18 protein-coding genes are annotated in these 24,794 nt (G+C 64.7%); 10 read left to right on the top strand and 8 right to left on the bottom strand.

Features of this window, described 5'->3' with window-relative positions; all coding sequences use genetic code 11:
- Position 1: 1 nt before the first annotated feature.
- The gene (gene lolA / locus QCE73_RS03520) at positions 2-682 is read right to left on the bottom strand and encodes an outer membrane lipoprotein chaperone LolA (RefSeq protein ID WP_309879795.1); all 681 of its coding nucleotides are present in this window, start codon (positions 680-682) and stop codon (positions 2-4) included.
- A 28-nt stretch (positions 683-710) separates the two neighbouring features.
- Positions 711-3,038 carry a DNA translocase FtsK 4TM domain-containing protein gene (locus tag QCE73_RS03515; RefSeq protein ID WP_309879793.1) on the bottom strand — a complete coding sequence of 776 codons (2,328 nt, stop codon included), beginning with the start codon at positions 3,036-3,038 and terminating at the stop codon, positions 711-713.
- A 361-nt stretch (positions 3,039-3,399) separates the two neighbouring features.
- Between QCE73_RS03515 and trxB the strand changes: the two genes are divergently transcribed.
- The 5 genes from trxB to QCE73_RS03490 all read left to right on the top strand — a co-directional run bounded on the left by trxB (position 3,400) and on the right by QCE73_RS03490 (position 7,175).
- Positions 3,400-4,395 (top strand): thioredoxin-disulfide reductase, encoded by a 996-nt coding sequence (gene trxB / locus QCE73_RS03510; RefSeq protein WP_035505263.1) that lies wholly within the window; start codon positions 3,400-3,402, stop codon positions 4,393-4,395.
- Positions 4,396-4,580: 185 nt separating this feature from the next.
- Positions 4,581-5,408 carry a Smr/MutS family protein gene (locus QCE73_RS03505; RefSeq protein WP_309879791.1) on the top strand — a complete coding sequence of 276 codons (828 nt, stop codon included), beginning with the start codon at positions 4,581-4,583 and terminating at the stop codon, positions 5,406-5,408.
- A gap of 22 nt (positions 5,409-5,430) precedes the next feature.
- A complete protein-coding gene (locus QCE73_RS03500) occupies positions 5,431-6,018 on the top strand; it encodes a trimeric intracellular cation channel family protein (RefSeq protein ID WP_187607386.1) in 588 nt (195 codons plus the stop codon).
- Positions 6,019-6,143: 125 nt separating this feature from the next.
- Positions 6,144-6,797 carry a protein-L-isoaspartate O-methyltransferase gene (locus QCE73_RS03495; protein WP_309879789.1) on the top strand — a complete coding sequence of 218 codons (654 nt, stop codon included), beginning with the start codon at positions 6,144-6,146 and terminating at the stop codon, positions 6,795-6,797.
- A gap of 54 nt (positions 6,798-6,851) precedes the next feature.
- Positions 6,852-7,175 carry a rhodanese-like domain-containing protein gene (locus tag QCE73_RS03490; protein ID WP_035505448.1) on the top strand — a complete coding sequence of 108 codons (324 nt, stop codon included), beginning with the start codon at positions 6,852-6,854 and terminating at the stop codon, positions 7,173-7,175.
- Positions 7,176-7,218: 43 nt separating this feature from the next.
- Here QCE73_RS03490 and QCE73_RS03485 read toward each other — a convergent pair whose 3' ends face one another.
- The 4 genes from QCE73_RS03485 to hemC form a co-directional block, all read right to left on the bottom strand.
- Complete coding sequence (locus QCE73_RS03485) at positions 7,219-8,796, bottom strand: GDSL-type esterase/lipase family protein (protein WP_309879785.1); 1,578 nt, start codon at positions 8,794-8,796, stop codon at positions 7,219-7,221.
- A 173-nt stretch (positions 8,797-8,969) separates the two neighbouring features.
- A complete protein-coding gene (locus QCE73_RS03480; RefSeq protein WP_309881898.1) occupies positions 8,970-10,163 on the bottom strand; it encodes a heme biosynthesis protein HemY in 1,194 nt (397 codons plus the stop codon).
- Positions 10,163-12,286 (bottom strand): fused uroporphyrinogen-III synthase HemD/membrane protein HemX, encoded by a 2,124-nt coding sequence (gene hemDX / locus QCE73_RS03475; protein WP_309879784.1) that lies wholly within the window; start codon positions 12,284-12,286, stop codon positions 10,163-10,165. The genes QCE73_RS03480 and hemDX overlap by 1 nt, the downstream gene beginning before the upstream one ends.
- Positions 12,286-13,293, bottom strand: coding sequence for a hydroxymethylbilane synthase (gene hemC, locus QCE73_RS03470; protein WP_309879783.1), 1,008 nt, complete (start codon positions 13,291-13,293; stop codon positions 12,286-12,288). The genes hemDX and hemC overlap by 1 nt, the downstream gene beginning before the upstream one ends.
- 335 nt (positions 13,294-13,628) lie before the next feature.
- Between hemC and ppc the strand changes: the two genes are divergently transcribed.
- The gene (gene ppc, locus QCE73_RS03465) at positions 13,629-16,688 is read left to right on the top strand and encodes a phosphoenolpyruvate carboxylase (RefSeq protein WP_309879782.1); all 3,060 of its coding nucleotides are present in this window, start codon (positions 13,629-13,631) and stop codon (positions 16,686-16,688) included.
- Positions 16,689-17,335: 647 nt separating this feature from the next.
- Here ppc and QCE73_RS03460 read toward each other — a convergent pair.
- Positions 17,336-18,100, bottom strand: coding sequence for a class I SAM-dependent methyltransferase (locus QCE73_RS03460; RefSeq protein WP_309879781.1), 765 nt, complete (start codon positions 18,098-18,100; stop codon positions 17,336-17,338).
- Between the two features lie 111 nt (positions 18,101-18,211).
- Here QCE73_RS03460 and QCE73_RS03455 point away from each other — a divergent pair, with 111 nt between their 5' ends.
- The 4 genes from QCE73_RS03455 (at position 18,212) to gstA (ending at position 22,368) form a co-directional block, all read left to right on the top strand.
- The gene (locus QCE73_RS03455) at positions 18,212-19,018 is read left to right on the top strand and encodes a helix-turn-helix transcriptional regulator (RefSeq protein WP_309879779.1); all 807 of its coding nucleotides are present in this window, start codon (positions 18,212-18,214) and stop codon (positions 19,016-19,018) included.
- 69 nt (positions 19,019-19,087) lie between these two features.
- Entirely contained in the window at positions 19,088-20,491 is a 1,404-nt protein-coding gene (gene argH / locus QCE73_RS03450; RefSeq protein ID WP_309879777.1) for an argininosuccinate lyase, read from the top strand.
- Between the two features lie 154 nt (positions 20,492-20,645).
- Positions 20,646-21,578 carry a bestrophin family ion channel gene (locus tag QCE73_RS03445; RefSeq protein WP_309879775.1) on the top strand — a complete coding sequence of 311 codons (933 nt, stop codon included), beginning with the start codon at positions 20,646-20,648 and terminating at the stop codon, positions 21,576-21,578.
- Positions 21,579-21,762: 184 nt separating this feature from the next.
- Positions 21,763-22,368, top strand: coding sequence for a glutathione transferase GstA (gene gstA / locus QCE73_RS03440; protein ID WP_309879773.1), 606 nt, complete (start codon positions 21,763-21,765; stop codon positions 22,366-22,368).
- 75 nt (positions 22,369-22,443) lie between these two features.
- On the opposite strand, the gene QCE73_RS03435 is transcribed toward gstA, so the two are convergent.
- On the bottom strand, positions 22,444-24,729 hold the full coding sequence (locus QCE73_RS03435; protein ID WP_035508355.1) for an arginine/lysine/ornithine decarboxylase: 2,286 nt from the start codon (positions 24,727-24,729) through the stop codon (positions 22,444-22,446).
- Positions 24,730-24,794: the final 65 nt, after the last annotated feature.

The raw sequence follows: 24,794 nt of genomic DNA, 5'->3' as shown, positions 1-24,794 counted from the left end.
ATCAGCCGTTGATCACGTCCGCGCCCTTCGGCACGGTGAACTTGAAGGTATCGCCCTTGATCGGCGGGTTCTTCTGGATATTCGAGAACGTGAGCAGCGTGACGTTGCCGAACACGTCGTGCAGTTCCATCGCTTGCAGATTGCCGTCCCTGAAGCCGATGCCGACCGTCTCGAACTGCGTGTCCTTCGCCTTGGGCGTGAGTTCCAGCCAGTCGATGCCGCCCTTCTCGCCCGCATCGCGCAGGTTGAAGTTCTTCTCCAGATCGTTGCTGCCGAAGAGGATCGCCGCCGGACTCGCGCCGAGCGCGCCGCCGAGCGTGCGCACGGTGACCTGATTCAGGTCTTTGTCGTAGACGTAGAGCTTGTCGCCGTCGGCCTGGAGGATCTGCGCGTACGGCTTCTGATACGACCAGATGAACTTGCCCGGCCGCGCGAACATGAAGGTACCGCTGGAGGTCTGGCCTTTGGTCGGCATGGCGTTCGAGGTCGCGCCGTTGTTGGTCTTGCCGGGCGCCTTGATTTCCTGCTGGGTGAAGTCGCCGCGCGCCGCGTGGACTTGCGACACGAACGCCTTCAATTGCTCCGTGCCGCTCGCGAATGCGTGCGATGCAAACAGCATCGTCGCCGAAAAGATCGCCGCACCGAATGCCTTGGTGAGCGGGTTCCCCGTAAATTGCTTCATCGTTATGTTCTCCATTTGGACGTGCGCGTCACTCCGCGTCGCGCGCCGGCGTCAGGATTTCGCGGTTGCCGTTCGACGACATCGCCGACACGAGCCCCGAGTTTTCCATCTGTTCGAGCAGACGCGCCGCGCGGTTGTAGCCGATGCGCAAATGCCGCTGCACGAGCGAGATCGACGCGCGCCGGTTCTTGATCACGACCTCGACCGCCTGATCGTATAAAGGATCGGACTCGCCGTCGGCGCCGCCGGTTCCGCCCGCGCCCGCCGAGCCTTCGTCGCCGTCGCCGGCGAGGCCGCCTTCGAGAATGCCCTCGATATAGTTCGGCTCGCCGTGCTCCTTCAGTTTGTCGACCACGCGATGCACTTCCTCGTCCGACACGAACGCGCCGTGCACGCGCACGGGCAGCCCGGAGCCCGGCGGCAGATAGAGCATGTCGCCCATGCCGAGCAGCGATTCGGCGCCCTGCTGGTCGAGAATCGTGCGCGAATCGATCTTCGACGACACCTGGAACGCCATGCGCGTCGGCACGTTCGCCTTGATGAGGCCGGTGATCACGTCGACCGAAGGCCGCTGCGTCGCGAGGATCAAATGGATGCCCGCCGCGCGCGCCTTCTGCGCGATCCGCGCGATCAGCTCTTCGACCTTCTTGCCGACGACCATCATCAGGTCGGCGAGCTCGTCGATCACCACGACGATATTCGGCAGGCGCGTGAGCGGCTCGGGATCGTCGGGTGTGAGGCTGAACGGGTTCGGAATCTTTTCGTCGCGCTTCTTCGCTTCATCGATCTTCGTGTTGAAGCTCGCGAGATTGCGCACGCCCATCTTGCTCATCAGCTTGTAGCGGCGCTCCATCTCGGCGACCGCCCAGTTGAGCGCATGGCCGGCCTGGCGCATGTCCGTCACGACCGGACACAGCAAATGAGGAATGCCTTCGTAGACGCTCATTTCGAGCATCTTCGGGTCGATGAGGATCAGGCGCACCTGATCCGCGCTCGCCTTGTAGAGCAGCGAAAGGATCATCGCGTTGATGCCGACCGACTTGCCCGAGCCCGTCGTGCCCGCGACCAGCAAGTGCGGCATCTTCGCGAGATCCGCGCAGACCGGATTGCCGCCGATGTCCTTGCCGAGACCCATCGTCAGCGGCGACGCGCCGTTCGCATAGACCTCGGAGCCGAGAATCTCGGAGAGCTTGACCGTCTGACGGCGCTGGTTCGGCAATTCGAGCGCCATGTAGTTCTTGCCCGGAATCGTCTCGACGACGCGAATCGACACGAGCGACAGCGAGCGCGCGAGATCCTTACCGAGACCGACGATCTGGCTGCCCTTCACGCCCGTCGCCGGCTCGATTTCATAGCGCGTGACGACCGGCCCCGGATACGCGGCGATCACGCTCACCTCGACGCCGAAGTCCTTCAGCTTCTTTTCGATGAGCCGCGACGTGTATTCGAGCGTATCGGCGGCGATGGTTTCCTGGACCTTCGGCGGCGCATCGAGCAAGGCGAGCGGCGGCAACGTGGAATCGCCCGGCAGGTCCTTGAAGAGCGGCACCTGCTTTTCCTTCTCGGCGCGTTCGGAGCGCGCGGGCGCGGGCGCCGCGGGCACGATCATCACCGGTTCGTGATCCTCGCTCTTCTCGCGCGAACGCACGACCTTGTCTTCGCGCTTGACCGCGGCCGCTTCGCCGAGCTTGCGGTCGCGTCCCGCTTCGCGGCGCAGTTGCGCGCCGGTGATCGCGTTGAGAATGCCGTCGCCGAGCTTCTCGCACACGGACAGCCACGAGAAACGGAAATAGAGCGACAGGCCGATCGCGAGCGCGATCAAAAAGAACAGGGTCGCGCCCGTGAAGCCGAGCGCATGCGAAACATGCCGCGCGACGACATCGCCGACGACGCCGCCCGGCGCACGCGGCAACTGCACCTTGAGCGACCACATGCGCAGCGCCTCGATGCCGTCGCTCGCGAGCAGCACGAGCACGAACGCGAACGCTTCGGCGAGCCAGGTGCGATCGCGCGGCGCGTCTTCATCGACGGCGGGCGGCTGCGTCGTGTGCTGAATGAGACGCCGGTAATTCGCGACGATGCGCCGCGCTAGCAGCACGACCAGCCAGTAGGAAGACAGCCCGAAGACGAGCAGCAGGATATCGGACGTGTACGCGCCGACGCGCCCCGCCCAGTTCCCGATGCGATCGACGCTCACCGCATGGGTCCAGCTCGGATCCTTGCGGCTGTACGAAAGGAGCGCCATCACGAGGAACAGTCCGAGCGCGACCTGGAGAATCCAGCGAATTTCGGTGAAGAGCCGCGACATGCGGTGCGGCAACGCCTGCGGGCTCGCGGAATAGGTAGCTTTGGCCATTGATTCGGTGTCGCTTTGTGTCGCTTTTTTGCGGCTCACGCCTCTACGCAAGGACCGCATGGAACGGTGGCCTATTGTAAACGCTGCATTGCGGTGAAAGGCGCAAAACGGACGCGTTCTTGCAACCTGTAACACTCGTCACGAGCAAATCATGCGGCGGTCCTCGCTATCCACGGCTATCAAACCGATTGAAAGGTTCACTCGGGAAGGCTTTTCCAGCGGCCTTTATAATCCCCTTTTTGCACCTAAATTTGGATCATCGGGAGCGTCGCGCGCATTCTCCGGCCACGAGCAGCGTCGATATCGCTGCATTGCAGGCCACGCGTACTTCCGAGCCGACCATCAATAACGGACCATCATCATGTCTTCGCCCAAACACGCCAAAGTGCTGATTCTCGGTTCCGGCCCCGCCGGCTACTCCGCCGCCGTGTACGCCGCGCGCGCGAACCTGTCGCCGCTGCTCATCACCGGCCTCGCGCAAGGCGGCCAGCTGATGACCACCACCGACGTCGAGAACTGGCCGGCGGACCCGTCGGGCGTGCAGGGCCCGGAACTGATGCAGCGTTTCGAAGAGCACGCGCGCCGCTTCAACACCGAGATCGTGTTCGATCACATCCACACCGCGAAGCTCAACGAGCGCCCCTTCCGGCTGATCGGCGATTCGGGCGAGTACACCTGCGATTCGCTCGTCATCGCGACGGGCGCATCGGCGCAATATCTCGGCGTGCCGTCGGAAGAAGCGTTCATGGGCAAGGGCGTGTCGGCCTGCGCCACCTGCGACGGCTTCTTCTATCGCAACGGTGAAGTCGCGGTGATCGGCGGCGGCAATACGGCCGTCGAGGAAGCGATCTATCTCGCGGGCATCGCGAAGAAAGTGACGGTCGTGCATCGCCGCGACAAGTTCCGCGCCGAGCCTATCCTCATCGACCGCCTGCTCGCGAAGGAGAAGGAAGGCATTGTCGATATCAAGTGGAATCACGTGCTCGACGAAGTCACCGGCGACAATTCCGGCGTCACCGGCCTGCGCATCAAGGATACGCAGTCGGGCAAGACCACGGATATCGCGCTGCAGGGCGTGTTCGTCGCGATCGGCCACAAGCCGAACACCGATCTCTTCGTCAACCAGTTGGAGATGAAGAACGGCTACATCATCACCAAGGGCGGCACCACCGGCGACGCCACCGCGACGAGCATCCCCGGCGTGTTCGCGGCGGGCGACGTGCAGGATCACGTGTATCGCCAGGCGATCACGAGCGCGGGCACGGGCTGCATGGCCGCGCTGGATGCGCAGCGCTATCTCGAGACCATCGACGAAACGCCGACCCCGCATTCGATGAGCCACGAAGCGGATCGCTGATCGGACGTCCATCCGGGCGCGGCCGAGCGCGGCGAACCGCTAGAATGGAGTTCGTCCGCTTCTGGCGCGTCCGATAGCGCTGACTCGCGATAAAAACGGGCCACGGTTCACGCCGTCGGCCCGTTTTCGATTCGAGGCGCGCCTCGCGTCGAGCCTGATTCCTGTCGATTTCCGCTGGCCGAACGATGCCGAAGAATCTCCCTCACCCGAACGAACCGAAAGTCCGGCGCAGAGAAGCGGCGCGACCGGCCACGCCCGCGCCAGCCGTGCCAGTCGATGCGCGCGACGTCGCCGCCGCCGTGAAGCGCGACGGGCTGTCGGGCCTTTCGACGCTCAAGCGCGCACTGAAAGCCGACGCCGAGAAGCGCGAAGTGCAACGCGTCGCGGCGGCGCGCGCCGAACGCGAAGCCGTCGTCGATGCCGACGAGTTCCGTCGCGCGATCGGCGAAGTCGAACCGCTCAAAACGCCGCCGCGCTCGACCATCACGCGCGTGCCGCCTCCGCCGGTGCCGCTGCAAAGCCGTCGCGACGAAGAGGCCGTGCTGCAGGAAGCGCTCTCCGACGAATACGATCCCGAAAGCCTGCTCGACATCGACGAAACGCTGTCCTTCCAGCGGCCCGGCATCAGCCAGGAAGTCGTGAGAAAGCTCAGGCGCGGCGCGTGGATCGTGCAGGCGCAGCTCGATCTGCACGGCATGCGCCGCGAAGAAGCGCGCGAGGCGCTCGCGGAGTTCATCCGCGAATCGGTGAAGCGCGGGCTGCGGTGTCTGCGCGTGATTCACGGCAAGGGGCTCGGCTCCATCGGCAAGGAGCCCGTGCTCAAGGGCAAGGTGCGCGCGTGGCTCGTGCAGAAGTCGGAAGTGATCGCGTTTTGTCAGGCGCGCCCGCACGACGGCGGCGCGGGCGCGGTGCTCGTGCTGCTGCAGCCGGGCGGCGCGGCGCGCCATCACAACCATCCGCAGGACAAGAGCCTCGGCAGGAATCACGATCCGGGGCCGGACAGTGCATCCTAGGCTCACCCTCGCCATCACCATCATGGAGGCGCTCGCGATATTCGCGTACGCCTTCTCCGGGCTCATCGAAGCGCGCAAGCGCAGGCTCGACGCGGTCGGCGCGTTTCTCGTCGCGCTCGTCACCGCGTTCGGCGGCGGCACGGTGCGCGACGTGCTGCTGTCGCGCCGGCCGTTCTATTGGGTCGAGCATCAGGATTACGTGCTGCTCATCTTCGCGATGGCGATTTTCGCGCCCATCTTCCTGCGCGTCACGTCGCGGCTTTTCGACCAGCGCGCGCTGCTCATCACCGATGCGATCGGGCTCGGCCTTTTCAGCGTGTCCGGCACCTCGATCGCGCTCGATGCGCAGATGCCCGCCTTCACCGCGACGATGATGGGCGTCATCACCGGCGTGTTCGGCGGCGTGCTGCGCGACGTGCTCTGCAACGAAATTCCGCTGATCCTGCGCGACTCGCGCCCCTACGCGGTGTGCGCGTTCGCCGGCTGCTGGATCTATCTCGGGCTGGAGCGGCTCGACGTCGACACGATCTACAACGTGCTGATTTCGACGGCGTTCATCCTGATCGCGCGGCTCATCACCTTCAAGTTCGATATCCGTCTGCCGCACTAGGTCCGTCGCCGGCACGCGCGCGAAACGGGCGGGAAAACGCGTCCATTTGCTACAATCGCATAGTTTTCAAGCCCCGCATCCGGCCGCGATGCAGCCCGCTCCGGTCGCCATCACGCACATAGAACATGAACATCGAGCAAGCGCGTTTCAACATGATCGAGCAACAGATTCGTCCGTGGGAAGTGCTGGACCAGGACGTGCTGAACCTGCTTGCGATCGTCAAGCGCGAGAACTTCGTTCCCGCCGCGTACCGCAACATCGCTTTCGCGGACCTCGAAGTTCCGCTGCCCGGCGGCGAGCGCATGCTCTCGCCCAAGGTCGAGGCGCGCATCCTGCAGGAGCTCGCGGTTCACAAGGGCGAGACCGTGCTGGAAATCGGCACCGGCTCGGGCTACATGGCGGCGCTGCTCGCGCATCGCGGGCGCAGCGTGACGACGGTCGAAATCTCGCCCGAACTCGCCGGTTTCGCGAAGCAGAACCTCGCCGCGAACGGCGTAACGAACGTGGACGTGATCACCGGCGACGGTGCGCTCGGCTGGGATCAGGGCGCGCCTTACGACGTGATCTGCGTGTCGGGCGGGCTGCCGGTCATGCCGCAGGAATTTCTCGAGCAACTGAAGATTGGCGGACGCATCGCGGCGTTCGTCGGCGCGGCGCCGGTCATGAAGGCGCAGATCATCACGCGCGTCGACGAAAAGCAGTTCCGCGTGTCGGACGTGTTCGAAACGCTCGTCGCGCCGCTGCAGAACGCGGTGCATCCGTCGCTGTTCAAGTTCTAAGCCGAAAGCGCGATGCCGGTTGTGCCCGGCCTCGCGCGTCTTGCCAGGATCTCCATGCAAAACCTCACCGCACCCGAACTCGCCGCGTGGCTCGCGGATGCCTCGCGCCCCGCTCCCGTTCTGCTCGACGTGCGCGAGCCGTGGGAAATCCAGACGGCGAAGATGGATAACATCGTGACGATTCCGATGCGCGATATTCCCGCGCGCAGCGAAGAACTCGACGACGAAGCGCAGATCGTCTGCATCTGCCATCACGGCGCGCGCAGCGCGCAGGTCGCGATGTTCCTCGAATCGCGCGGCTTCACGAAGACGTTCAACCTGTACGGCGGCATCGATGCATGGTCGCGTCAGGTCGATCCGTCGGTTCCCACGTACTGACCGCTTTTCGGGCCGCACATCGCGCGCGGCCCGCACGCTTTTCTCATCCCTCGCTCGACCACAGCGCCGTGCCGCGCGCCGAGAATATGACGAGATATCCGTTCGGAAGGATATTCGCATAGGCACCCGGATTGCCCGACGTGTGCGTCTGCCAGACCATCGCGCCGTTGCTGTCGTACATCACCAGATTGCCGTCCTCCAGCATGCGGACTTCGACGCCCGGCGTGCCGCTCACGCGCGATGACCAGATCGTCTGGCCATTCCTCACCGCGACGAGATAACCGTCGCCCTGCAAGTTCACTTGCACACTTGCGCCGCACGCCGCGACCGATCCGCCGACGCCGAAGCCCTCGCCCATCGCGATACGTCCGCACGCCGTCGGTGCGTTGACCGGCGGCAGCGCGGCGAACCAGGACAGAGCGACGGCATTGGCGATCGCCAACATGCCGGCATCGTCCGGATGCAGATCGTCGCCGCTGTTGTAGGCACGCGCGTACGCGGTGGAATCGGTCGAACCCAACGGATTGCCCAGCGCCGCGGCCTGATCGAGCACGGCGTCGCAGCCACTTTCCTTGGTGCGCAGGTAGGCATTCACCGTCTGACGCGTGTTCTCGATTTCGGGCGTCCACTCGTCCAGGCCCTGAAAAGGCGTGAGCGTCGAACAGATCAGGCCCACTTTCGCGGCGCTCGTTTGCTGGACCAGTTGCTGATACGCGCCGATGAGCTGCTGCGCGCTCGGCGGATTGCCGCTGATGAGATTGTTCACCGCATCGTCGGAGACGATGACCCACTTCACGTTGGGCTGCCCGAGCACGTCGCGGGCGAAGCGCTTCAGTCCGGCCTGGCCCGACCCGTCCGTGAAGAAATCGTTTCCGCTGATGCCCTGATTCAGCACGCCGACCGTCATGCCCGAGCGGATCAGCCGCTCCGCGAGCCGGTTCGGCCAGCGCCGGTTCGTGTTGGGCGTCGATGAAAACCCGTCCGTGATCGACGCGCCGAACGTGACCACCGCGCCCGTCGCCGCGGCGTTCATCACATCGACATTGGTGAGGAAATAGTACGACTGCTCGCCCGCCGCGTTCACGACGCCGCCCGCGAACGCCGGGTCCGCGCTGACGTCGCCCGGCGCGATCCAGTTGTCCTGCAGGCCCTCGATATGGCCGGTCGCCCCCGGCTGCGTCTGCGACGGAATATGGAAGCTCACGGCGATATCGGCGAGTGCCGGCACCTGAAACGGGACGGCGTCGGTCTGCACCGTGCCGCCCGCCGGAATCGTCACGTAGGGCTGGCCGTTGAAGGTCGCGGCGCGATCGGTGCCGGCGATCGTCCGCGCCCCGCTCGCCCGCCGCGCGATATGCACGTCGCCGAGCGTGACCGGCTGCGAGCCGAACAGATTGGAAAACGTCAGGCGCGCCGCCGTGCCGCCGATGCTCGTATGCACGACGTGGCGAATCGTCTGGTTGTTGAAGCCGGGATCCGCCGTGACGTCAGGCGCGGCCGACCACGTTCCGGTCCACGGTGCGCTCGTGATGACCCCCTGCGCGAAGTAATGCGATGTATCGGGCCATGACAGAAGAACGACGAGCGCCAGGCCGACGAGCTTGTGTAACCCTCGTTTCACGTTCGCCTCCCTGTTCTTCGAATTGGTGGAAGCAAACTAGACCACGTCGGGCGCGTCGCCGTCGTGCGCTAACGTACAGACAACGTCAAACGCCATTCCCGTGGACAAAAAACAGAAAGCCGCATGAAAGTTTCTCTCATGCGGCTTTTTGCGGATGTTCGACGATTCGCGGATCAGACGACGTTCATCGCCAGCGCGCTCGCACGATAATGCTCCGCGGCCTTTTCGGTGTCGCCCAGTTGCTCGTGCAGACGCGCGAGCGCGCGATGCGTGCGGATCTTGAGCGGTTCGTTGTCGGCGAGTTTCAGCGCCGATTCGAGGAACGCCTGCGCCTTGCCCCACAACTGCTGATGCAGACACAGCCGCCCGAGCGTGAAGAGCAGATCGGCGTCTTCGGTGCGTTCCTTCTGCCACGCTTCGGCGCGCTGGATCAGCGGGAACGCGTCGCCGCCGACGATGCAATCCGGATAGCGTCGCAAGAGCCGCGCGTCCCAGTTGTGCGCGAGCGCATCCTCGACGATCTTCTTCGCCTCCGCGCGGCGATCGAGCGCGATCAACAGCTCCGCGGCGAGATCGGCAAGACGCGGCGACTGGCGCTCGGTCGTCGAAAGCGACTGCCACAGTTCGAGCAGCGCGTCGGGATTGTGACGCCGGTCGCGCAGCAGGTTTTCCGCTGCCACCTGACGCAGCCGCACCGCGACCGCCGGATGCAGCGCCTCGCGTTTTTCCAGCATGCGCACGAGCTTCAGCACTTCGCCCCAGTTCTTCAACTGCTGCTGCGCACGCAGCGCGATCTGCTGCGCGTGGATGCGCCGGCCGCCCTGCGCCTGCATTTCAGTGAGCGCGACGAGCGCGCCGTCGGCATCGCGGCCATCGGCGCGCATGTCGGCGGTCGCCATCAGGCGCGCGTCCTGCCAGTCAGTGCCGGAAACCTGCGCGAGCCATTCGTCGCGGCGCGCGTATTCGTGCAGGCGATGCGCCGCGTTTGCGCCGATGAGCCCGGCCGCGCCCTTGTTGGCGTCGACCGAGAGCGCATCGCGCGCGGCCTTCTCGGCCTTCGAGAAGCGTCCGGCGTAGAGGTGCCCGACCGCATCGCGCAGCGACGCATTCGCCTTCGCGAGCTTGCTACGCGTGCGATACGCGGCGACGCGCGACGGCATCTTCCACACGCCGCGCACCGCGCGAATGACCGCGTAGAGCACGATGAACAGCACGACGAGCGCCACCGCGAACAGGTTGAGCGACATGTCGACCCGATACGGCGGAATCACGAGCAGAATCTGCCCGCCGTTGAAACCGCCGACCGTTGCGACGATCACCGCTACCGCGAACAGCAGCGCGAGCCAGATCAGTCCACGAATCGTCATCATCCGCCTCGCTTGAACTGATGGACGGCGGCGAGGCTGGCGTTCAGGTTCGGCACGGCGACGGCGAGCGACGCCTGATCGACCTGCTTCACGAGATCGCGCACGGCCTGCACCTTCCTGGACGATGCATCGAAGTAGCGCGCGAGCGCGGCATCGGCGGCGTGCAGATCGGACTTGAGCGTCGGCTCACTGCGCGACAGGAGCGACAGACGCGCGGACAGCAAACGCAGCTTCACGTTCTCGCGCACGAAATAACCCTGATCGGGCGACGTGAGCATTGCGTCGGCGTTATCGATGCGCCGCACCGACACGAGGCTCGACAACTGCTGGCCGATGCCGTTCGTGATCTGATGCCACAGCACCTTCCAGCGCGGCTCGCCGGTCGCCGCGGCGATCGACGCGCTGTTGGCCGGCTCGGCCGTCTGCGCGCGGGCGCGTGCGATGGGCGCTTCGCCCGACAGCGGCAACTGGTCGATCTGGTCGATGGCGGTGTCGAGCTTGATCGCGAGACCGGTGAGATCGGTGGTGGGCGTGGCCTTCAGCTTGTCGATGTCCTGCGCGATCGCCTTGCGGATCGCGACGACCTGCGGACCGGTGCTCGCGGCAAGCCGCGTGTCGGCGCTTTGCAGCGCGAAGAGCGCGAGCTGCACGTTGCCGGTCAGTTGCAGTTGCTGGCTCGCGCTCGACAGAATCTGCTCGACTTCGGCGATGGTCCAGTCGTCGCGATTGCTCGCGAGATCCTGATATTGCTGCTGCAACGCCTGACTGTGCGTTTCGGCATCGGTGAGCTTGCCTTGCAACTGGATGATCTGCGTATTGAGCGCGGTGGTCGCGCTCGCGGCCTGATCGGCTTTTGCGCGCAGATCGGCGTTCTGCTCGTCCGACTGGGCGAGGCGTTGCGACAGTTGCGCGTCGGCGCGGTCGAACTTGCGGTTCAGGACGAACGCGCCCGCGCCCGCCGCCACCGCCAGAATGACGATGACGAACCACAACAACACGATGCCCGCGCCGCCGCGGCGCTTCTGCTGCTCGAAAGGCGTGAAAGGCGTGTTCGGCGGCAAGGGCGGTGTCACGTTCGGCTGAGGTGAAGCTTTTTTGGAATCGTTCGAATCAGTCATGCGTGATTGAGCCGTTTGGTGGGCCGGCGCGGTGGCCGGATGGGCGTCCGTCGGCGCGGATGAGGAATGGTTCGAGCTCGATGCGCTCGCCGCAGCGCTCGCGTATGCGTGGGCCTCCGGATCGCGTGTGTTGCGTTGTGGCTCCGCCTGCGCGGCTGCTGCGGCGGTGTCGGACGGAAACAGCGCTTCCAGCGAGTGTGCGATGCGTTCGTCGCCCGCGCCGGACACCGTAATCCTATCAAAACCCGCTCCCCGCGCGGCTTCGGCGATGCGCGGGTGCGGGCAGACGACCGGCGTGCGTTTGAGCAGCACGATTTCGTCGGCGGTGAGGTGCTCGTGCGCGAGCTCGTCGAGATTGCGCACGCCTTCGGAACTCGTCAGCAGCCACGCGTGCGGCTTTCCCGCGAGCAGTTCGTGGATGCGCTCCCACTTTTGCATCGACGGCTCGGGCAGCACACGTCGATACGCGGCGGCTTTCTCGACCCGCGCGCCCGCCTCGGCCAGCCGTTCGGCGAGCCATTCGCGGCCGCCGTCGCCGCGCACGATCAGCACGCGCTTGTCTTCGAGACCGTTCGTGCCGAAATGCGCTTCGATCGCGGTGTAGAGCGCTTCCGAGTCGAAGCGGGGATCGGCATCTTCCGTCGATGGACTGATCACGCGATGCGCGGGCGCGTGCACGCCCTGCCGCGCGAGCGCCGCGACCGATCCCGGACCGACGACCGCGACGGGGAGATCGGCGGGCCACGGCGCGCCGAGCCGGCCGAACGCATGATCGATCGCATTCGGCGACACGAACACGACGAGCGCATAACGCCCAGGCGCGTCGGGCGGCAGAAAGAGCTCGTCGAGCGCGGCGCGCAGCGGTGCATCGTCGGCGACGGGCGCGATATCGATCAGCGGGAATTCCAGCGTGTCGAAGCCGGCGCTTGCGAGGAGCGCGAGCAACGCGGACGACTGTCCGCCCGGACGCGTGACGATGACGGTGGCGCGGCGCTCGCTCGCCATCAGGACTTCGGCCCCGAGGGCGCGGCGTTGGGGGCGTCGGCGCGGCTCATCGTGGTGAGCGCGTTGACGATATCCATTGCGCCCTGTGCTTCGAGATCCGACGACACGCGCTTGCCGAGCGCGAGCGCACCGGCGAGATCGGGCGAACGCACGGCTTCTTCGGCGCGCAGCACACGCTTGCCGTCGGGCATCGCCACCGCGCCGCGCAGATGCAGCGCGCCGTCGCGCCACACGGCATGCGCCGCGAGCGGCACTTCGCAACTGCCGCCGAGCGCACGCGACACCGCGCGTTCCGCCTCGACCGCGAGCGCGGTGTGCTCGTCGTGCAACGGCGCGAGCCACGCGGCGAGATCGGCGCGATCCGCGCGCATCTCGATGCCGAGCGCGCCCTGCCCCGCAGCCGGCAGGCTCTCCGACGGATCGAGCAGCGCACGGATGCGCGCTTCGAGACCGAGCCGCTTCAGTCCGGCGGCCGCGAGGATGATCGCCGCGTATTCGCCGCGATCGAGCTTGGCAAGACGCGTGTCGAGATTGCCGCGCAGCGGACGCACTTCGAGCGCGGGAAAGCGCGCGCGGATCATCGCTTCGCGGCGCAGGCTCGACGTCCCGACGATGCTTCCCGCAGGCAACGCTTCCAGCGCTTCGTAGTGCGGCGACACGAAGGCGTCGCGCGGATCTTCACGCTCCAGAATGGCGCCGAGCGCGAAGCCTTCGGGCAGTTCCATCGGCACGTCTTTCAGCGAATGCACGGCGAGATCGGCGCGGCCATCGGCGAGCGCGGCTTCGAGTTCTTTCACGAAGAGACCCTTGCCGCCGACCTTCGACAACGTGCGATCCAGAATCTGATCGCCACGCGTCGTCATTCCGAGGATTTTTACGTCACAAGATGGATATAATTTGTGCAGCGCACACCGCACATGCTCGGCCTGCCACATCGCAAGCCGGCTTTCCCGCGAAGCGATGGTGATGCTCGCGGGCGGTGTCGTTGAATGCGTCTCGGAATTCATTGATGCTCGATCGAATGACGGGATGGATGAATAGACATTAGCGAACAATGGTAGCACGCACGCCAGAGTCCACAGACACATGGGCAGCGCGCGAGAGCCTTGTCCGATGCGCCTTTCGGGGCGTCCGTGGCGCGTTTGTATCCGGGTGAACGACGGCGCAGGCCGCTTCGCGCGCGATGACCGCTTCGGGGCCCGCTAAACGCCGCGGCATGCTGTCGCCGGTTTGACGCACGGTCGTTCGCGCGGCCTGCGGTTTCCTGCCCGATGCGGCGCCCGTCCGGGTTGCATCACGTCGATGTGGTCCCTGGCTTCGCAGCTTCTGAGAGGAACCCAACGTGACGTCTTCTGGATCGGCTCGCCCGGCGCGCCGCAACGCCGCATTGCCCAAGTCTTCCTCCTCCGACGCGCCCCGCCCGGCGTCGTCGCCCATCGTCACGAAGGCCGCCACGGCGGCGAAGGCATCGAAAGCGGCGATCGCGCCGAAACCGAGGCCGGGCGTCAAGGCCGCGGCCAAACGCGTCGCGACCAAAGCGAAAGCGCCGCGCGCCAACGGCGCAGCCGCCGCGAAACCCGCGAGCCGCACGCGCGACGACAAGGACCGCCCGCTCTTCGAGGACATCCGCTTCCTCGGCCGTCTGCTCGGCGAAGTGCTGCGCGAGCAGGAAGGCGACGCCGTGTTCGACGTGGTGGAAGCCATTCGTCAGACGGCCGTGAAGTTTCGCCGCGAAGACGACAGCGAAGCCGCGCAGACGCTGGAGAAGAAGCTGCGCGCGCTGTCGCCGGAGCAGACGGTGTCGGTCGTGCGTGCGTTCAGCTACTTTTCGCATCTGGCGAATATCGCGGAAGACCGCCATCACAATCGCCGCCGCCGCATCCACGCGCTCGCGGGCTCCGTTTCGCAGCCCGGCACGATCGCCTATGCCATCGAGCGGATGCGCGAGCACAAGAACATCAGCGCGACGCGCAAGCTGCTGGACAAGTTTTTCGGCGATGCGCTGATCGTGCCGGTGCTCACCGCGCACCCGACCGAAGTCTCGCGCAAGAGCATTCTCGATGCGCAACACGACATCGCGCGCCTGCTCGCCGAGCGCGATCAGGAACTGACCGTCCGCGAACGCGCCCAGAACGAAGCCGTGCTACGCGCGCGGGTGACGTCGCTGTGGCAGACGCGCATGCTGCGCGAAACACGGCTCTCCGTCACCGACGAAATCGACAACGCGCTTTCTTACTATCGCGCGACCTTCCTCGCGGAGATTCCCGCGCTCTATGCCGATATCGAAGGCGCGCTCGCCGAGCACGGCCTGCCCGTGCGCCTGCCGCCGTTCTTCCAGATGGGAAGCTGGATCGGCGGCGACCGCGACGGCAATCCGTTCGTCACCGGCGAAACGCTCGAAACCGCGATCACCCGTCAGGCGATCGTGATCTTCGAACACTATCTGGAAGAGACGCACAAGCTCGGCGCGGAATTGTCCGTGTCGAACCTGCTCGCCGGTTCGAGCGATGCGTTGAAGGCGCTCGCCGATGCCTCGCCGGATCAGTCGCCGCATCGCACGGACGAGCCGTACCGGCGCGCGCTCATCGGCATGTACACGCGGCTTGCGGCGAGCGCTCGCGTGCGGCTCGGCGAAGGCGTCGTCGCGGTGCGCAGCGCGGGCGCCGGCCAGCCGCAGATTCGCGCGAAGCCCTACGCCGACGCGTCCGAATTCGTGCGCGACCTGCACGTGCTGATCGATTCGCTCGCGGAGCATCACGGCGCGTCGATGTCGACCCTGCGTCTTTCGCCGCTCGCGCGTGCCGCCGAAGTGTTCGGCTTCCATCTCGCGAGCATCGACTTGCGGCAGAGCTCGGATATTCACGAAGCGGTCGTGACCGAGTTGCTCGCGCGTGCGGGCGTCGTCGCGGATTATGCGTCGCTGTCCGAAGAGCACAAGCGCGACGTGCTGCTGAAGGAACTGGCGCAACCGCGTCCGCTGCGTCTGCCTTACGCGCAGTATTCCGATCTCGCGAAGAGCGAACTCGGCGTGCTCGAAGCCGCGCGCGAGACGCGTCAGAAGTTCGGCGCGCGCGCGGTGCGCAACTACATCATCTCGCACACGGAAACCGTCAGCGACCTGCTGGAAGTCATGTTGCTGCAGAAGGAAACCGGCGTGCTGCAAGGCTATCTGGGCGCTAAAGACGATTCACCGCGCGACGGCCTGATGGTGATTCCGCTCTTCGAGACCATCGCCGACTTGCGCAATGCGCCGGTCATCATGGGCGAGTTCTTCGCGCTGCCGGGCATCGACAAGCTGATCGAAAATCAGGGCAACGAGCAGGAAGTGATGCTCGGCTATTCGGACAGCAACAAGGACGGCGGCTTTCTCACGTCGAATTGGGAGCTGTATCGCGCGGAACTGGCGCTGGTTACGCTCTTCAAGGAACGCGGCACGACCTTGCGACTGTTCCACGGCCGCGGCGGCACGGTCGGACGCGGCGGCGGCCCGACCTATCAGGCGATTCTGTCGCAGCCGCCCGGCACCGTCGACGGGCAAATCCGTCTGACCGAGCAAGGCGAAGTGATCGCGAGCAAGTTCGCGAATGCGGAGATCGGGCGGCGCAATCTGGAGACGGTCGTCGCGGCGACGCTCGAAGCATCGCTGCTGCCGCACGAGAACGCGCCCGCGCAGTTGCCGCAATTCGAAGCGACGATGCAGACGCTCTCCGATTCCGCGATGGCCGCGTACCGTGCGCTCGTCTACGAGACGCCCGGCTTCACCGACTATTTCTTCCTGTCGACGCCGATTTCGGAGATCGCGGAGCTGAATATCGGCAGCCGGCCGGCGTCGCGCAAGCTGCAGGATCCGAAGCAACGCAAGATCGAGGATTTGCGCGCGATTCCGTGGGGCTTCTCGTGGGGGCAATGCCGTTTGTTGCTGACGGGCTGGTACGGCTTCGGCAGCGCGGTGACGGCCTATCTCGACAAGTCCGGCTCCGACGATGAACGCGCGAAGCGGCTCGCGACGCTGCGCAAGATGCACAAGACGTGGCCGTTCTTCAAGAACCTGCTGTCGAACATGGACATGGTGCTCGCGAAGACCGATCTCGCGGTTGCGTCGCGTTATGCGCAGCTCGTCACGGACAGGAAGCTGCGCAAGACCGTGTTCGACAAGATCGTCGCGGAGCATCAGCGCACGTCGGACGTGCTCGCCGAGATTACGGGGAAGAGCGATCGTCTTGCGGATAATCCGCTGCTCGCGCGGTCGATCAAGAACCGGTTTCCGTATCTCGATCCGCTTAACCATTTGCAGGTCGAACTGTTGAAGCGTCATCGCGCGGGAGATCAGAACGTGCGCTTGCGGCGCGGGATTCATTTGACGATCAACGGGATTGCGGCGGGGTTGCGGAATACGGGGTGATGGTACGGTGTGGCGGGGGGTTTTCGCTGGATCCCGTCAGCGTGTCGGTCTATTAGCACTGCCCCTCCCCGGGGCGGGGGTCACTTTCTTTGCTGCTGCAAAGAAAGTAACCAAAGAAAGCAGCTTCTCACCGCCCGCGGTCACACGCACGTTGGCCATGCTTGCCAGCCGTAGGCGGCACTCGCCTAAGTGTCGCCCTCACAGGCCCACTCGGGCTTGGCTCGCGCACGGTCTGACGCGCTAGAAGTTTTAGCGCGCTGGTTCAGCACGAAAGAGTTCCGGCACAGCGCTACGCGCTGCCGTTGGGTATGCAAGGGAAACAGTCGAAGAAGAAGCACGCGCAAACCCGATTGACCCATCGGCCGCGAAGCGGGCTGGAGCTATTTGGTGCTGAACCAGTTTGTTCTGTGGTGCGATGTGTCAGACCGTGCGCGAGCCAAGCCCGGTTGGGCCTTTGGGGGCGACACTTAGGCGAATGCCACCGCGGGCTGGCAAGCATGGCCAAACTGCGTGTGACCGCGGGCCTGAACGAGCTGCTTTCTTTGGTTACTTTCTTTGCAGCAGCAAAGAAAGTGACTGCCGCCCCGCACAGGGGCAGTGCCAATAGACCGACACGAAATCGGGATCCAGCGAAAGCCCAACACCCTTCACCCCCTCCGATTCCCCTCGATCATCACCGCATCCAGCTCGAACGAGCAATCGTCCTTCACCCCAAAGTACTGCCGGACTTCATCCGGCGCACTGGTCCACATCGATCTGATCGCCGTCACACGCTCGGCCGGCGTGCGCATCCGCGTCACCCACGACTCAAATTCCAGCGGAATGCGCCAGCGCTCGGTCACCTGCGCGTCGAAACCGGCGTCATCGAGCATCGCGATCCACTCATCGGCGCGATAGTCGCGGATGTGCGACGCATCGCGCAGAAGTTCTATCGCCTGAATATGCGTGTCGTAAAGCGGATCGTCGATACCCGCGATATCGATGAACCTGAGCCGTCCGCCCGGCTTCAGCACGCGATGCGCTTCCTTCAACGCGGCCGGCACGTCGCGCCAGTGATGCGCGCTCATACGGCTCACGGCCCAGTTGAACGTGCCGTCGGCGAACGGCAACGTTTCGGCGGCGCCCTGCTGCGTGCGGATCGTCGTCAGGCCGCGCTCCTTCGCGGCGGCATCGACCGTCGCGAGCATCTGCGGCGCGATGTCGTACGCGACGACCTCCCGCACGTGCGGCGCAATCGCGAAGCTCGCGTGCCCCGCGCCGCAGCCCATGTCCAGCACGACCGCGTTGCCGCATGTGGCCGCGAAAGTCGCGGCGAGGCTCTGAAGATCGGCGCCGCTCGCGTGGACGGCGCTCGTGAGATAGGCGGCGGCAGTGCTGCCGAATGCGTCTGCGACCTGGTCGTGGTGTTTCATCGCGCTCTCCGGTTCGATGTGGGGAAGGTCTGCCCGCTACAATAGAGCCCACGTTGTACCAGTACAAGTTGTGCAGATATTCTGGTATAGAAACCACCTGTCGACGTTTGAATGAATCACACCGACAAAACCGAACCCCTCGCCGATACGCCCGCCCATGCGCTCGGCGAATTCATCCGCGCGCATCGCGAACGGCTCTCGCCGCAGGCCGTCGGTCTCGCGGCCGGTCCGCGCCGCCGTACGCCCGGCCTGCGCCGCGAGGAAGTCGCGCAACTGTGCGGCGTCAGCCCGACCTGGTACACGTGGATCGAACAGGGCCGTCCCGTGTCCGCTTCCGCCGATGCGCTCGCGCGTATCGCCGTCGCGTTGCAGTTGTCGCGCGCCGAACGCGCGTATCTGTTCGAGCTCGCCGCCCAGCGCGATCCCGCCGAGCCCGATCCCGCCAGCCAGGACGCGCCCGCCGCGCTGCTGCAAACGGTCGCGCTGATCGGCGCACCGGCCTACGTGCTCGACCGTCAGTGGAACGCGCTGCGCTGGAACGAGCATGCATCGGCGTTGTTCGTCGGCTGGCTGGACGGGGAGCATGACCGCAATCTGCTGACCTACACGTTCACATCGCCGGCGGCGCGCGCGTTGATCGTCGATTGGGAAACGCGCGCGCGTCGTCTCGCCGCCGAATTCCGCGCCGATTCGATCCGCCATCTGAACGATGCGCCGACCCGCACGCTCATCGACGATCTGAGCGCCGCGAGCGCCGCCTTCGCGCGATTCTGGGCGTCGCAGGACGTGTTCGAGCGCGAAGGCGGCGAGCGCGCGTTCAATCATCCGTCGCGCGGGACCGTCGTGTTCAACCAGATCACGTTCAAGCCGGCGCATCGGGAGGATCTGAAGCTAGTCATCCTCGTCGGGTCCGAATAGTGCCGAATGTTAAAATTTTCGTCTTCCCGAAGCCGAATTGAAGCCAAACCCTCCGCTGAGAAAATCACCATGACGTCCCAACTCCACAAAAAAGGCGAAGCCTGGTCGGCTCGCTTCTCCGAGCCGATGTCGGAGCTCGTCAAGCGCTATACGTCGTCGGTGTTCTTCGACAACCGGCTCGCGCTCGTCGACATTCAGGGCTCGCTCGCGCACGCGTCGATGCTCGCGGCGCAGAAGATCATCGGCGCCGACGATCTCGCCGCCATCGAGCGCGGCATGGCGCAGATCAAGGGCGAAATCGAGCGCGGCGAGTTCGAGTGGAAGCTGGATCTGGAAGACGTGCACCTGAACATCGAAGCGCGGCTGACGGCCCTGATCGGCGATGCCGGCAAGCGCCTGCACACCGGCCGCTCGCGCAACGATCAGGTCGCCACCGATATCCGCCTGTGGCTGCGCGGCGAGATCGACCGTATCGGCGGACTGCTTACGGATCTGCGTCTCGCGCTCATCGACATGGCCGAGAAACACGCCGACACCATCATGCCGGGCTTTACGCATCTGCAAGTGGCGCAGCCGGTGACGTTCGGTCATCACTTGCTCGCCTACGTCGAGATGTTTTCGCGCGACGCCGAGCGCCTGCGCGATCTGCGTAAGCGTGTGAACCGCCTGCCGCTGGGCGCAGCGGCGCTCGCCGGCACGAGCTATCCGATCGATCGTCACGCGGTCGCGAAGACGCTCGGCTTCGACGGCATCTGCGCGAATTCGCTCGATGCGGTGTCCGACCGCGATTTCGCAATCGAATTCACGGCGGCGGCCGCGCTCGTCATGACGCACGTATCGCGCTTCTCCGAGGAACTCGTGCTGTGGATGAGCCCGCGCGTCGGCTTCATCGATCTGGCGGACCGTTTCTGCACGGGTTCGTCGATCATGCCGCAGAAAAAGAACCCCGACGTGCCCGAACTGGCGCGCGGCAAGACCGGCCGCGTGAACGGCCATCTCATGGCGCTGCTCACGCTGATGAAAGGCCAGCCGCTCGCGTACAACAAGGACAATCAGGAAGACAAGGAACCTCTGTTCGATACCGTCGATACGGTCGCGGACACGCTGCGCATCTTCGCGGAAATGGCGGCGGGCATCACGGTCAAGCCGCAAGCGATGCGCGCGGCGGCGCTGCAAGGCTTCTCCACCGCCACCGATCTCGCGGACTATCTCGTGAAGCGCGGCCTCCCCTTCCGCGACGCGCACGAGGCGGTCGCGCATGCGGTGCGCATTTGCGTGGATCGCGAGTGCGATATCGCCGATTTGTCGCTCGACGAGATGCGCCGCGAACTGCCGAACGTCGCGCATCTGATCGGCGAGGACGTGTTCGAATATCTGACGCTCGAGGGCTCGGTCGCGAGCCGCAATCACCCCGGCGGCACTGCGCCGGATCAGGTGCGCGCGGCGGCGAAGGCGGCGCGCGAATCGCTTTGATCGTGCCGCCCGCCACGATTGCCTCGTGACATCGAAGGCCGTTCGCAAGGACGGCCTTTTTCGTTGCAGAACGCGTCGTCATGTCTCTGCGCGACGGCACGTATTTTCGGGATAATCGGATGTTGCTCACTCGCGCTCATCGAAACGCTCGGTCATGATCATCCGCCCCAAGCTCAACTGGTTTCGGCTGCTGTTCGTGTGGCACGGCTCCGTGCTGCCGCAACTGCTGCCGCGCCTCGGGTTGATCTTCGCGCTGTCGGTGGCGGCGATTTTCATGCACGACCACATGCGCCATTATCCGATCGGCCTCGGCACGCCGCCCTTCGCACTCGTGGGTATCGCGCTTGCCGTGTTTCTCGGGTTTCGCAATGGCGCCAGTTACGAGCGCTGGTGGGAAGGCCGCAAATTGTGGGGAACGTTGCTCAACACGTCGCGCGCACTGGCGCAGCAGGTGTTGTCGCTGCCGGAGCCACGGGACCGTGCTCAGACGCGGCCTTTCCTAGCGGCGCTTGGTGCACTGGCGCATGCGCTTCGGCATCAGTTGCGCGGCACCGATGCGCTCTCGGACCTGGCTCCGCGATTGCCGTCCGATTTGCACGCGCGCGTCGCGGCGGCGAAGTATCGGCCCGCGCTGATTCTGCTCTGGCTCGGCGAATGGGTCGCCGAGCGCAGGCGCGAAGGCACGCTCGACGGCTATGCGATGCTCGCGATTCAGCACAATCTGAACGCGCTTTCCGATGTGATCGGCGGATGCGAGCGCATCGCGACCACGCCGCTGCCGTTTTCGTACTCGGTGATGATCCATCGCACGATCTACCTCTTCTGCGTGATGCTGCCGTTCGGACTCGTCGATGGCGCTGGTGTGCTTACGCCGCTGTTCGCGCTGCTGGTGGCGTATGCGTTCATGGCGCTGGAAGCGATCGCCGCGCAGATCGAAGATCCTTTCGGGCTCGAAGAGAACGACCTCGCGCTGAACGCGATGTGCGAGAGCATCGAGATCGCGCTGCACGATATGGCTGCCGATGCCGGGTTTGCGATGCCGCCGGCTGGCGGCCCGACGTTGCCGCGAAAGTTCGTGATCGATTAGCGAGGCGTTGGGTTGGAGCATTGAAACTCAATCGTATATTTTGTAATCCAGAATAAACGCACGAAGAATCCGATTCGTTGCAAGGATTTATCTCCACCCACGACACAGACAATTTCACAATCCGGTCAGCCACGCACAAACGACTTCCTTCATAATCGTGCCGACTCACCCTGGAGAAATTGTTTTGAAACTGTTCTACAAAGCAGGCGCCTGTTCCCTCGCATCGCATATCGCTCTCGAAGAATCCGGACTGGCTTTCGAAATCGAAGCCGTCGACCTCAAGACCAAGCTCACCGCGAGCGGCGCGGATTTCAACAAGATCAACGCGAAGGGCTACGTGCCCGCACTCCTGCTCGACAACGGCGAACTGCTGACCGAAGGCCCTGCGATCATGCAGTACATCGCCGACCAGGTGCCGGCGAAGCATCTCGCGCCGCTCAATGACGGCATGGCGCGTTATCGCCTGCAAAGCTGGCTGACGTTCATCGGCACGGAACTGCACAAGAATTTCTCGCCGTTCTTCAATCCGGCCGCAAGCAGCGACTCGAAAGCAGCCGCGATGGCCAATCTCGAACGCCGTCTCGCCTACGTCGCGCAGCAAATCGACGACAAGCAATTCCTGCTCGGCAACGAATTCAGCATCGGCGATGCTTATCTCTTCACCGTGCTCGGCTGGGCGAAGTACATCGATCTCGACCTCGGCAAGTGGCCGGCGCTCGTCGCGTATCAGGAGCGCGTCGGCGCGCGTCCGGGCGTACAGGCAGCGTTGAAGGCGGAAGGCCTGATCTGAACGATCGGCGTTCCTGAAATGACAAACGGCCCTTTCAAGGGCCGTTTGTTTTTGCAGCAGCGAATCAGGCGAACATCAATTGCGCACGCAATCGACGAAATACTCGATGCGCCCGTTGATCATCTCGCCGACGAGCCCGTGTATATCCGTGTGGAAGCCCGGGAAGCGCTCGTTGAACTCGCGCGCGAAACGCAGATAATCGACGATCGTCCGATTGAAACGCTCGCCCGGAATCAGCAACGGAATGCCCGGCGGATACGGCGTGAGCAGAATCGACGTAACGCGGCCTTCGAGTTCGTCGATCGGCACGCGGTCGATCTCGCGGTGCGCGAGTTTCGCAAACGCTTCGGACGGTTTCATCGCCGGCTCCATGCTCGACAGATACATCTCCGTCGTCAGACGCGCGATGTTGTTCGCGCGATAGACGCTGTGGATCTGCCCGCACAGATCGCGCAGGCCGATGCGCTCATACGACGGATGCTGCGCGACGAATTCCGGCAGCACGCGCCACAGCGGCTGGTTGTTGTCGTAGTCGTCCTTGAACTGCTGAAGCTCGGTGACCATCGAGTTCCAGCGGCCCTTCGTAATGCCGATCGTGAACATGATGAAGAACGAGTACAGCCCGGTCTTCTCCACGATGATGCCGTGCTCCGCCAGATACTTCGTCACGATCGCGGCCGGAATGCCGGACTCGCCGAATTCGCCGTCCACGTCGAGTCCCGGCGTGATGATCGTCGCCTTGATCGGGTCGAGCATGTTGAAGTTTTCGGCGAGCGCGCCGAAGCCGTGCCAGCGGTCGTTCGGCTTCAGCATCCAGTCCTCGCGGTCGCCGATGCCCTCTTCCGCCAGCGCGTCCGGGCCCCACACCTTGAAGAACCAGTCGTCGCCGTATTCGGCATCGACCTTGCGCATCGCGCGGCGGAAGTCGAGCGCCTCGGCGATCGATTCCTCCACGAGCGCCTCGCCGCCCGGCGCTTCCATCATCGCCGCCGCGACATCGCACGACGCGATGATCGCGTATTGCGGCGACGTCGACGTGTGCATCAGATACGCCTCGTTGAAACGATGGCGATCGAACGCGCTGTTCTCGCTGTCCTGCACGAGAATCTGCGACGCCTGCGAAATGCCGGCGAGCAGCTTGTGCGTGGAGTGCGTCGCGAACACGAGCGCGCCCGTGCGCGGACGGCCCGCGCCGATCGCATGCATGTCCTGATAGAACGAGTGAAACTCGGCGTGCGGCAGCCACGCTTCGTCGAAATGCAGCGTGTCGAGCATGTCGCCGAGCAGGTCCTTGATCATTTCGACGTTGTAGATCACGCCGTCATATGTGCTCTGCGTGATCGTCAGAATGCGCGGCTTGACCTTCGGATTCTTCGCGAGCGCCTCGCGCGCGAACGGATTCGCCTCGATCTTCTTGCGGATGTTCTCCGGCTTGAACTCGTCGCGCGGAATCGGCCCGATGATGCCGAAGTTGTTGCGCGTCGGGGTAAGGAACACGGGAATCGCGCCGGTCATCGTGATCGCGTGCAGGATCGACTTGTGGCAGTTGCGGTCCACGAGCACGATATCGCCCGGCGCAACGGTCGCGTGCCACACGATCTTGTTCGACGTGGACGTGCCGTTGGTCACGAAAAAGAGATGATCCGCGCCGAAGATGCGCGCCGCGTTGCGCTCCGACGCCGCGACCGGCCCGGTGTGATCGAGCAGCTGGCCGAGTTCCTCGACCGCGTTGCAGACGTCCGCGCGCAGCATGTTCTCGCCGAAGAACTGGTGAAACATCTGCCCCAGCGGATTCTTCAGGAACGCGACGCCGCCCGAGTGCCCCGGGCAGTGCCACGAGTACGAACCCTCGTCCGCGTACTGCACCAGTTCCTTGAAGAACGGCGGCGCGAGCGCATCGAGATATACCTTCGCCTCGCGGATCACGTGGCGCGCGACGAACTCCGGCGTGTCCTCGAACATGTGGATGAAGCCGTGCAGCTCGCGCAGGATGTCGTTCGGCAAGTGGCGCGAGGTGCGCGTTTCGCCGTACAGGAAGATGGGGATGTCCGCGTTGCGGCGGCGCACGGCGTTGATGAACGCACGCAGCGCGACGATCGCCGACGCCAGCTCCGGCGTGTCGCCTTCCACGACGACATTGTCGGCGTAGGGCAGCAACTCGTCGTCATCGATCGACAGGATGAAACACGACGCGCGGCTCGATTGCTGCGCGAACGCGGCGAGATCGCCATAGCTCGTCAGGCCGAGGACTTCGACGCCTTCTTTCTCGATCGCCTCGGCGAGCGCCCGAATGCCGGAACCCGAGATGTTCTCGGAGCGAAAGTCTTCGTCGATGATGACGACGGGAAAGCGGAACTTCATGAGGCGAATCTCCAAATGGAACGACCGCTGCCCGAGAAGCGATCTCGAAGCCAGCGGTCTTTCGA

It is taken from the genome of Caballeronia sp. LZ029, from assembly GCF_031451275.1.
Lineage (GTDB): Bacteria > Pseudomonadota > Gammaproteobacteria > Burkholderiales > Burkholderiaceae > Caballeronia > Caballeronia jiangsuensis.
This window is presented reverse-complemented; position numbering and strand designations above follow the sequence as displayed.

What these genes read in the sequence shown, in the direction of transcription:
- QCE73_RS03460 (WP_309879781.1), bottom strand. Translation starts at nt 18,100, where the DNA reads ATGAAACACCACGACCAGGTCGCAGACGCATTCGGCAGCACTGCCGCC.
- QCE73_RS03435 (WP_035508355.1), bottom strand. Translation starts at nt 24,729, where the DNA reads ATGAAGTTCCGCTTTCCCGTCGTCATCATCGACGAAGACTTTCGCTCC.
- QCE73_RS03490 (WP_035505448.1), top strand. Translation starts at nt 6,852, where the DNA reads ATGCAAAACCTCACCGCACCCGAACTCGCCGCGTGGCTCGCGGATGCC.
- hemDX (WP_309879784.1), bottom strand. Translation starts at nt 12,286, where the DNA reads ATGGCGAGCGAGCGCCGCGCCACCGTCATCGTCACGCGTCCGGGCGGA.
- QCE73_RS03515 (WP_309879793.1), bottom strand. Translation starts at nt 3,038, where the DNA reads ATGGCCAAAGCTACCTATTCCGCGAGCCCGCAGGCGTTGCCGCACCGC.
- QCE73_RS03480 (WP_309881898.1), bottom strand. Translation starts at nt 10,163, where the DNA reads ATGACGATTCGTGGACTGATCTGGCTCGCGCTGCTGTTCGCGGTAGCG.
- hemC (WP_309879783.1), bottom strand. Translation starts at nt 13,293, where the DNA reads ATGAATTCCGAGACGCATTCAACGACACCGCCCGCGAGCATCACCATC.
- argH (WP_309879777.1), top strand. Translation starts at nt 19,088, where the DNA reads ATGACGTCCCAACTCCACAAAAAAGGCGAAGCCTGGTCGGCTCGCTTC.
- QCE73_RS03455 (WP_309879779.1), top strand. Translation starts at nt 18,212, where the DNA reads ATGAATCACACCGACAAAACCGAACCCCTCGCCGATACGCCCGCCCAT.
- trxB (WP_035505263.1), top strand. Translation starts at nt 3,400, where the DNA reads ATGTCTTCGCCCAAACACGCCAAAGTGCTGATTCTCGGTTCCGGCCCC.
- QCE73_RS03445 (WP_309879775.1), top strand. Translation starts at nt 20,646, where the DNA reads ATGATCATCCGCCCCAAGCTCAACTGGTTTCGGCTGCTGTTCGTGTGG.
- QCE73_RS03500 (WP_187607386.1), top strand. Translation starts at nt 5,431, where the DNA reads ATGGAGGCGCTCGCGATATTCGCGTACGCCTTCTCCGGGCTCATCGAA.
- QCE73_RS03505 (WP_309879791.1), top strand. Translation starts at nt 4,581, where the DNA reads ATGCCGAAGAATCTCCCTCACCCGAACGAACCGAAAGTCCGGCGCAGA.
- lolA (WP_309879795.1), bottom strand. Translation starts at nt 682, where the DNA reads ATGAAGCAATTTACGGGGAACCCGCTCACCAAGGCATTCGGTGCGGCG.
- QCE73_RS03495 (WP_309879789.1), top strand. Translation starts at nt 6,144, where the DNA reads ATGAACATCGAGCAAGCGCGTTTCAACATGATCGAGCAACAGATTCGT.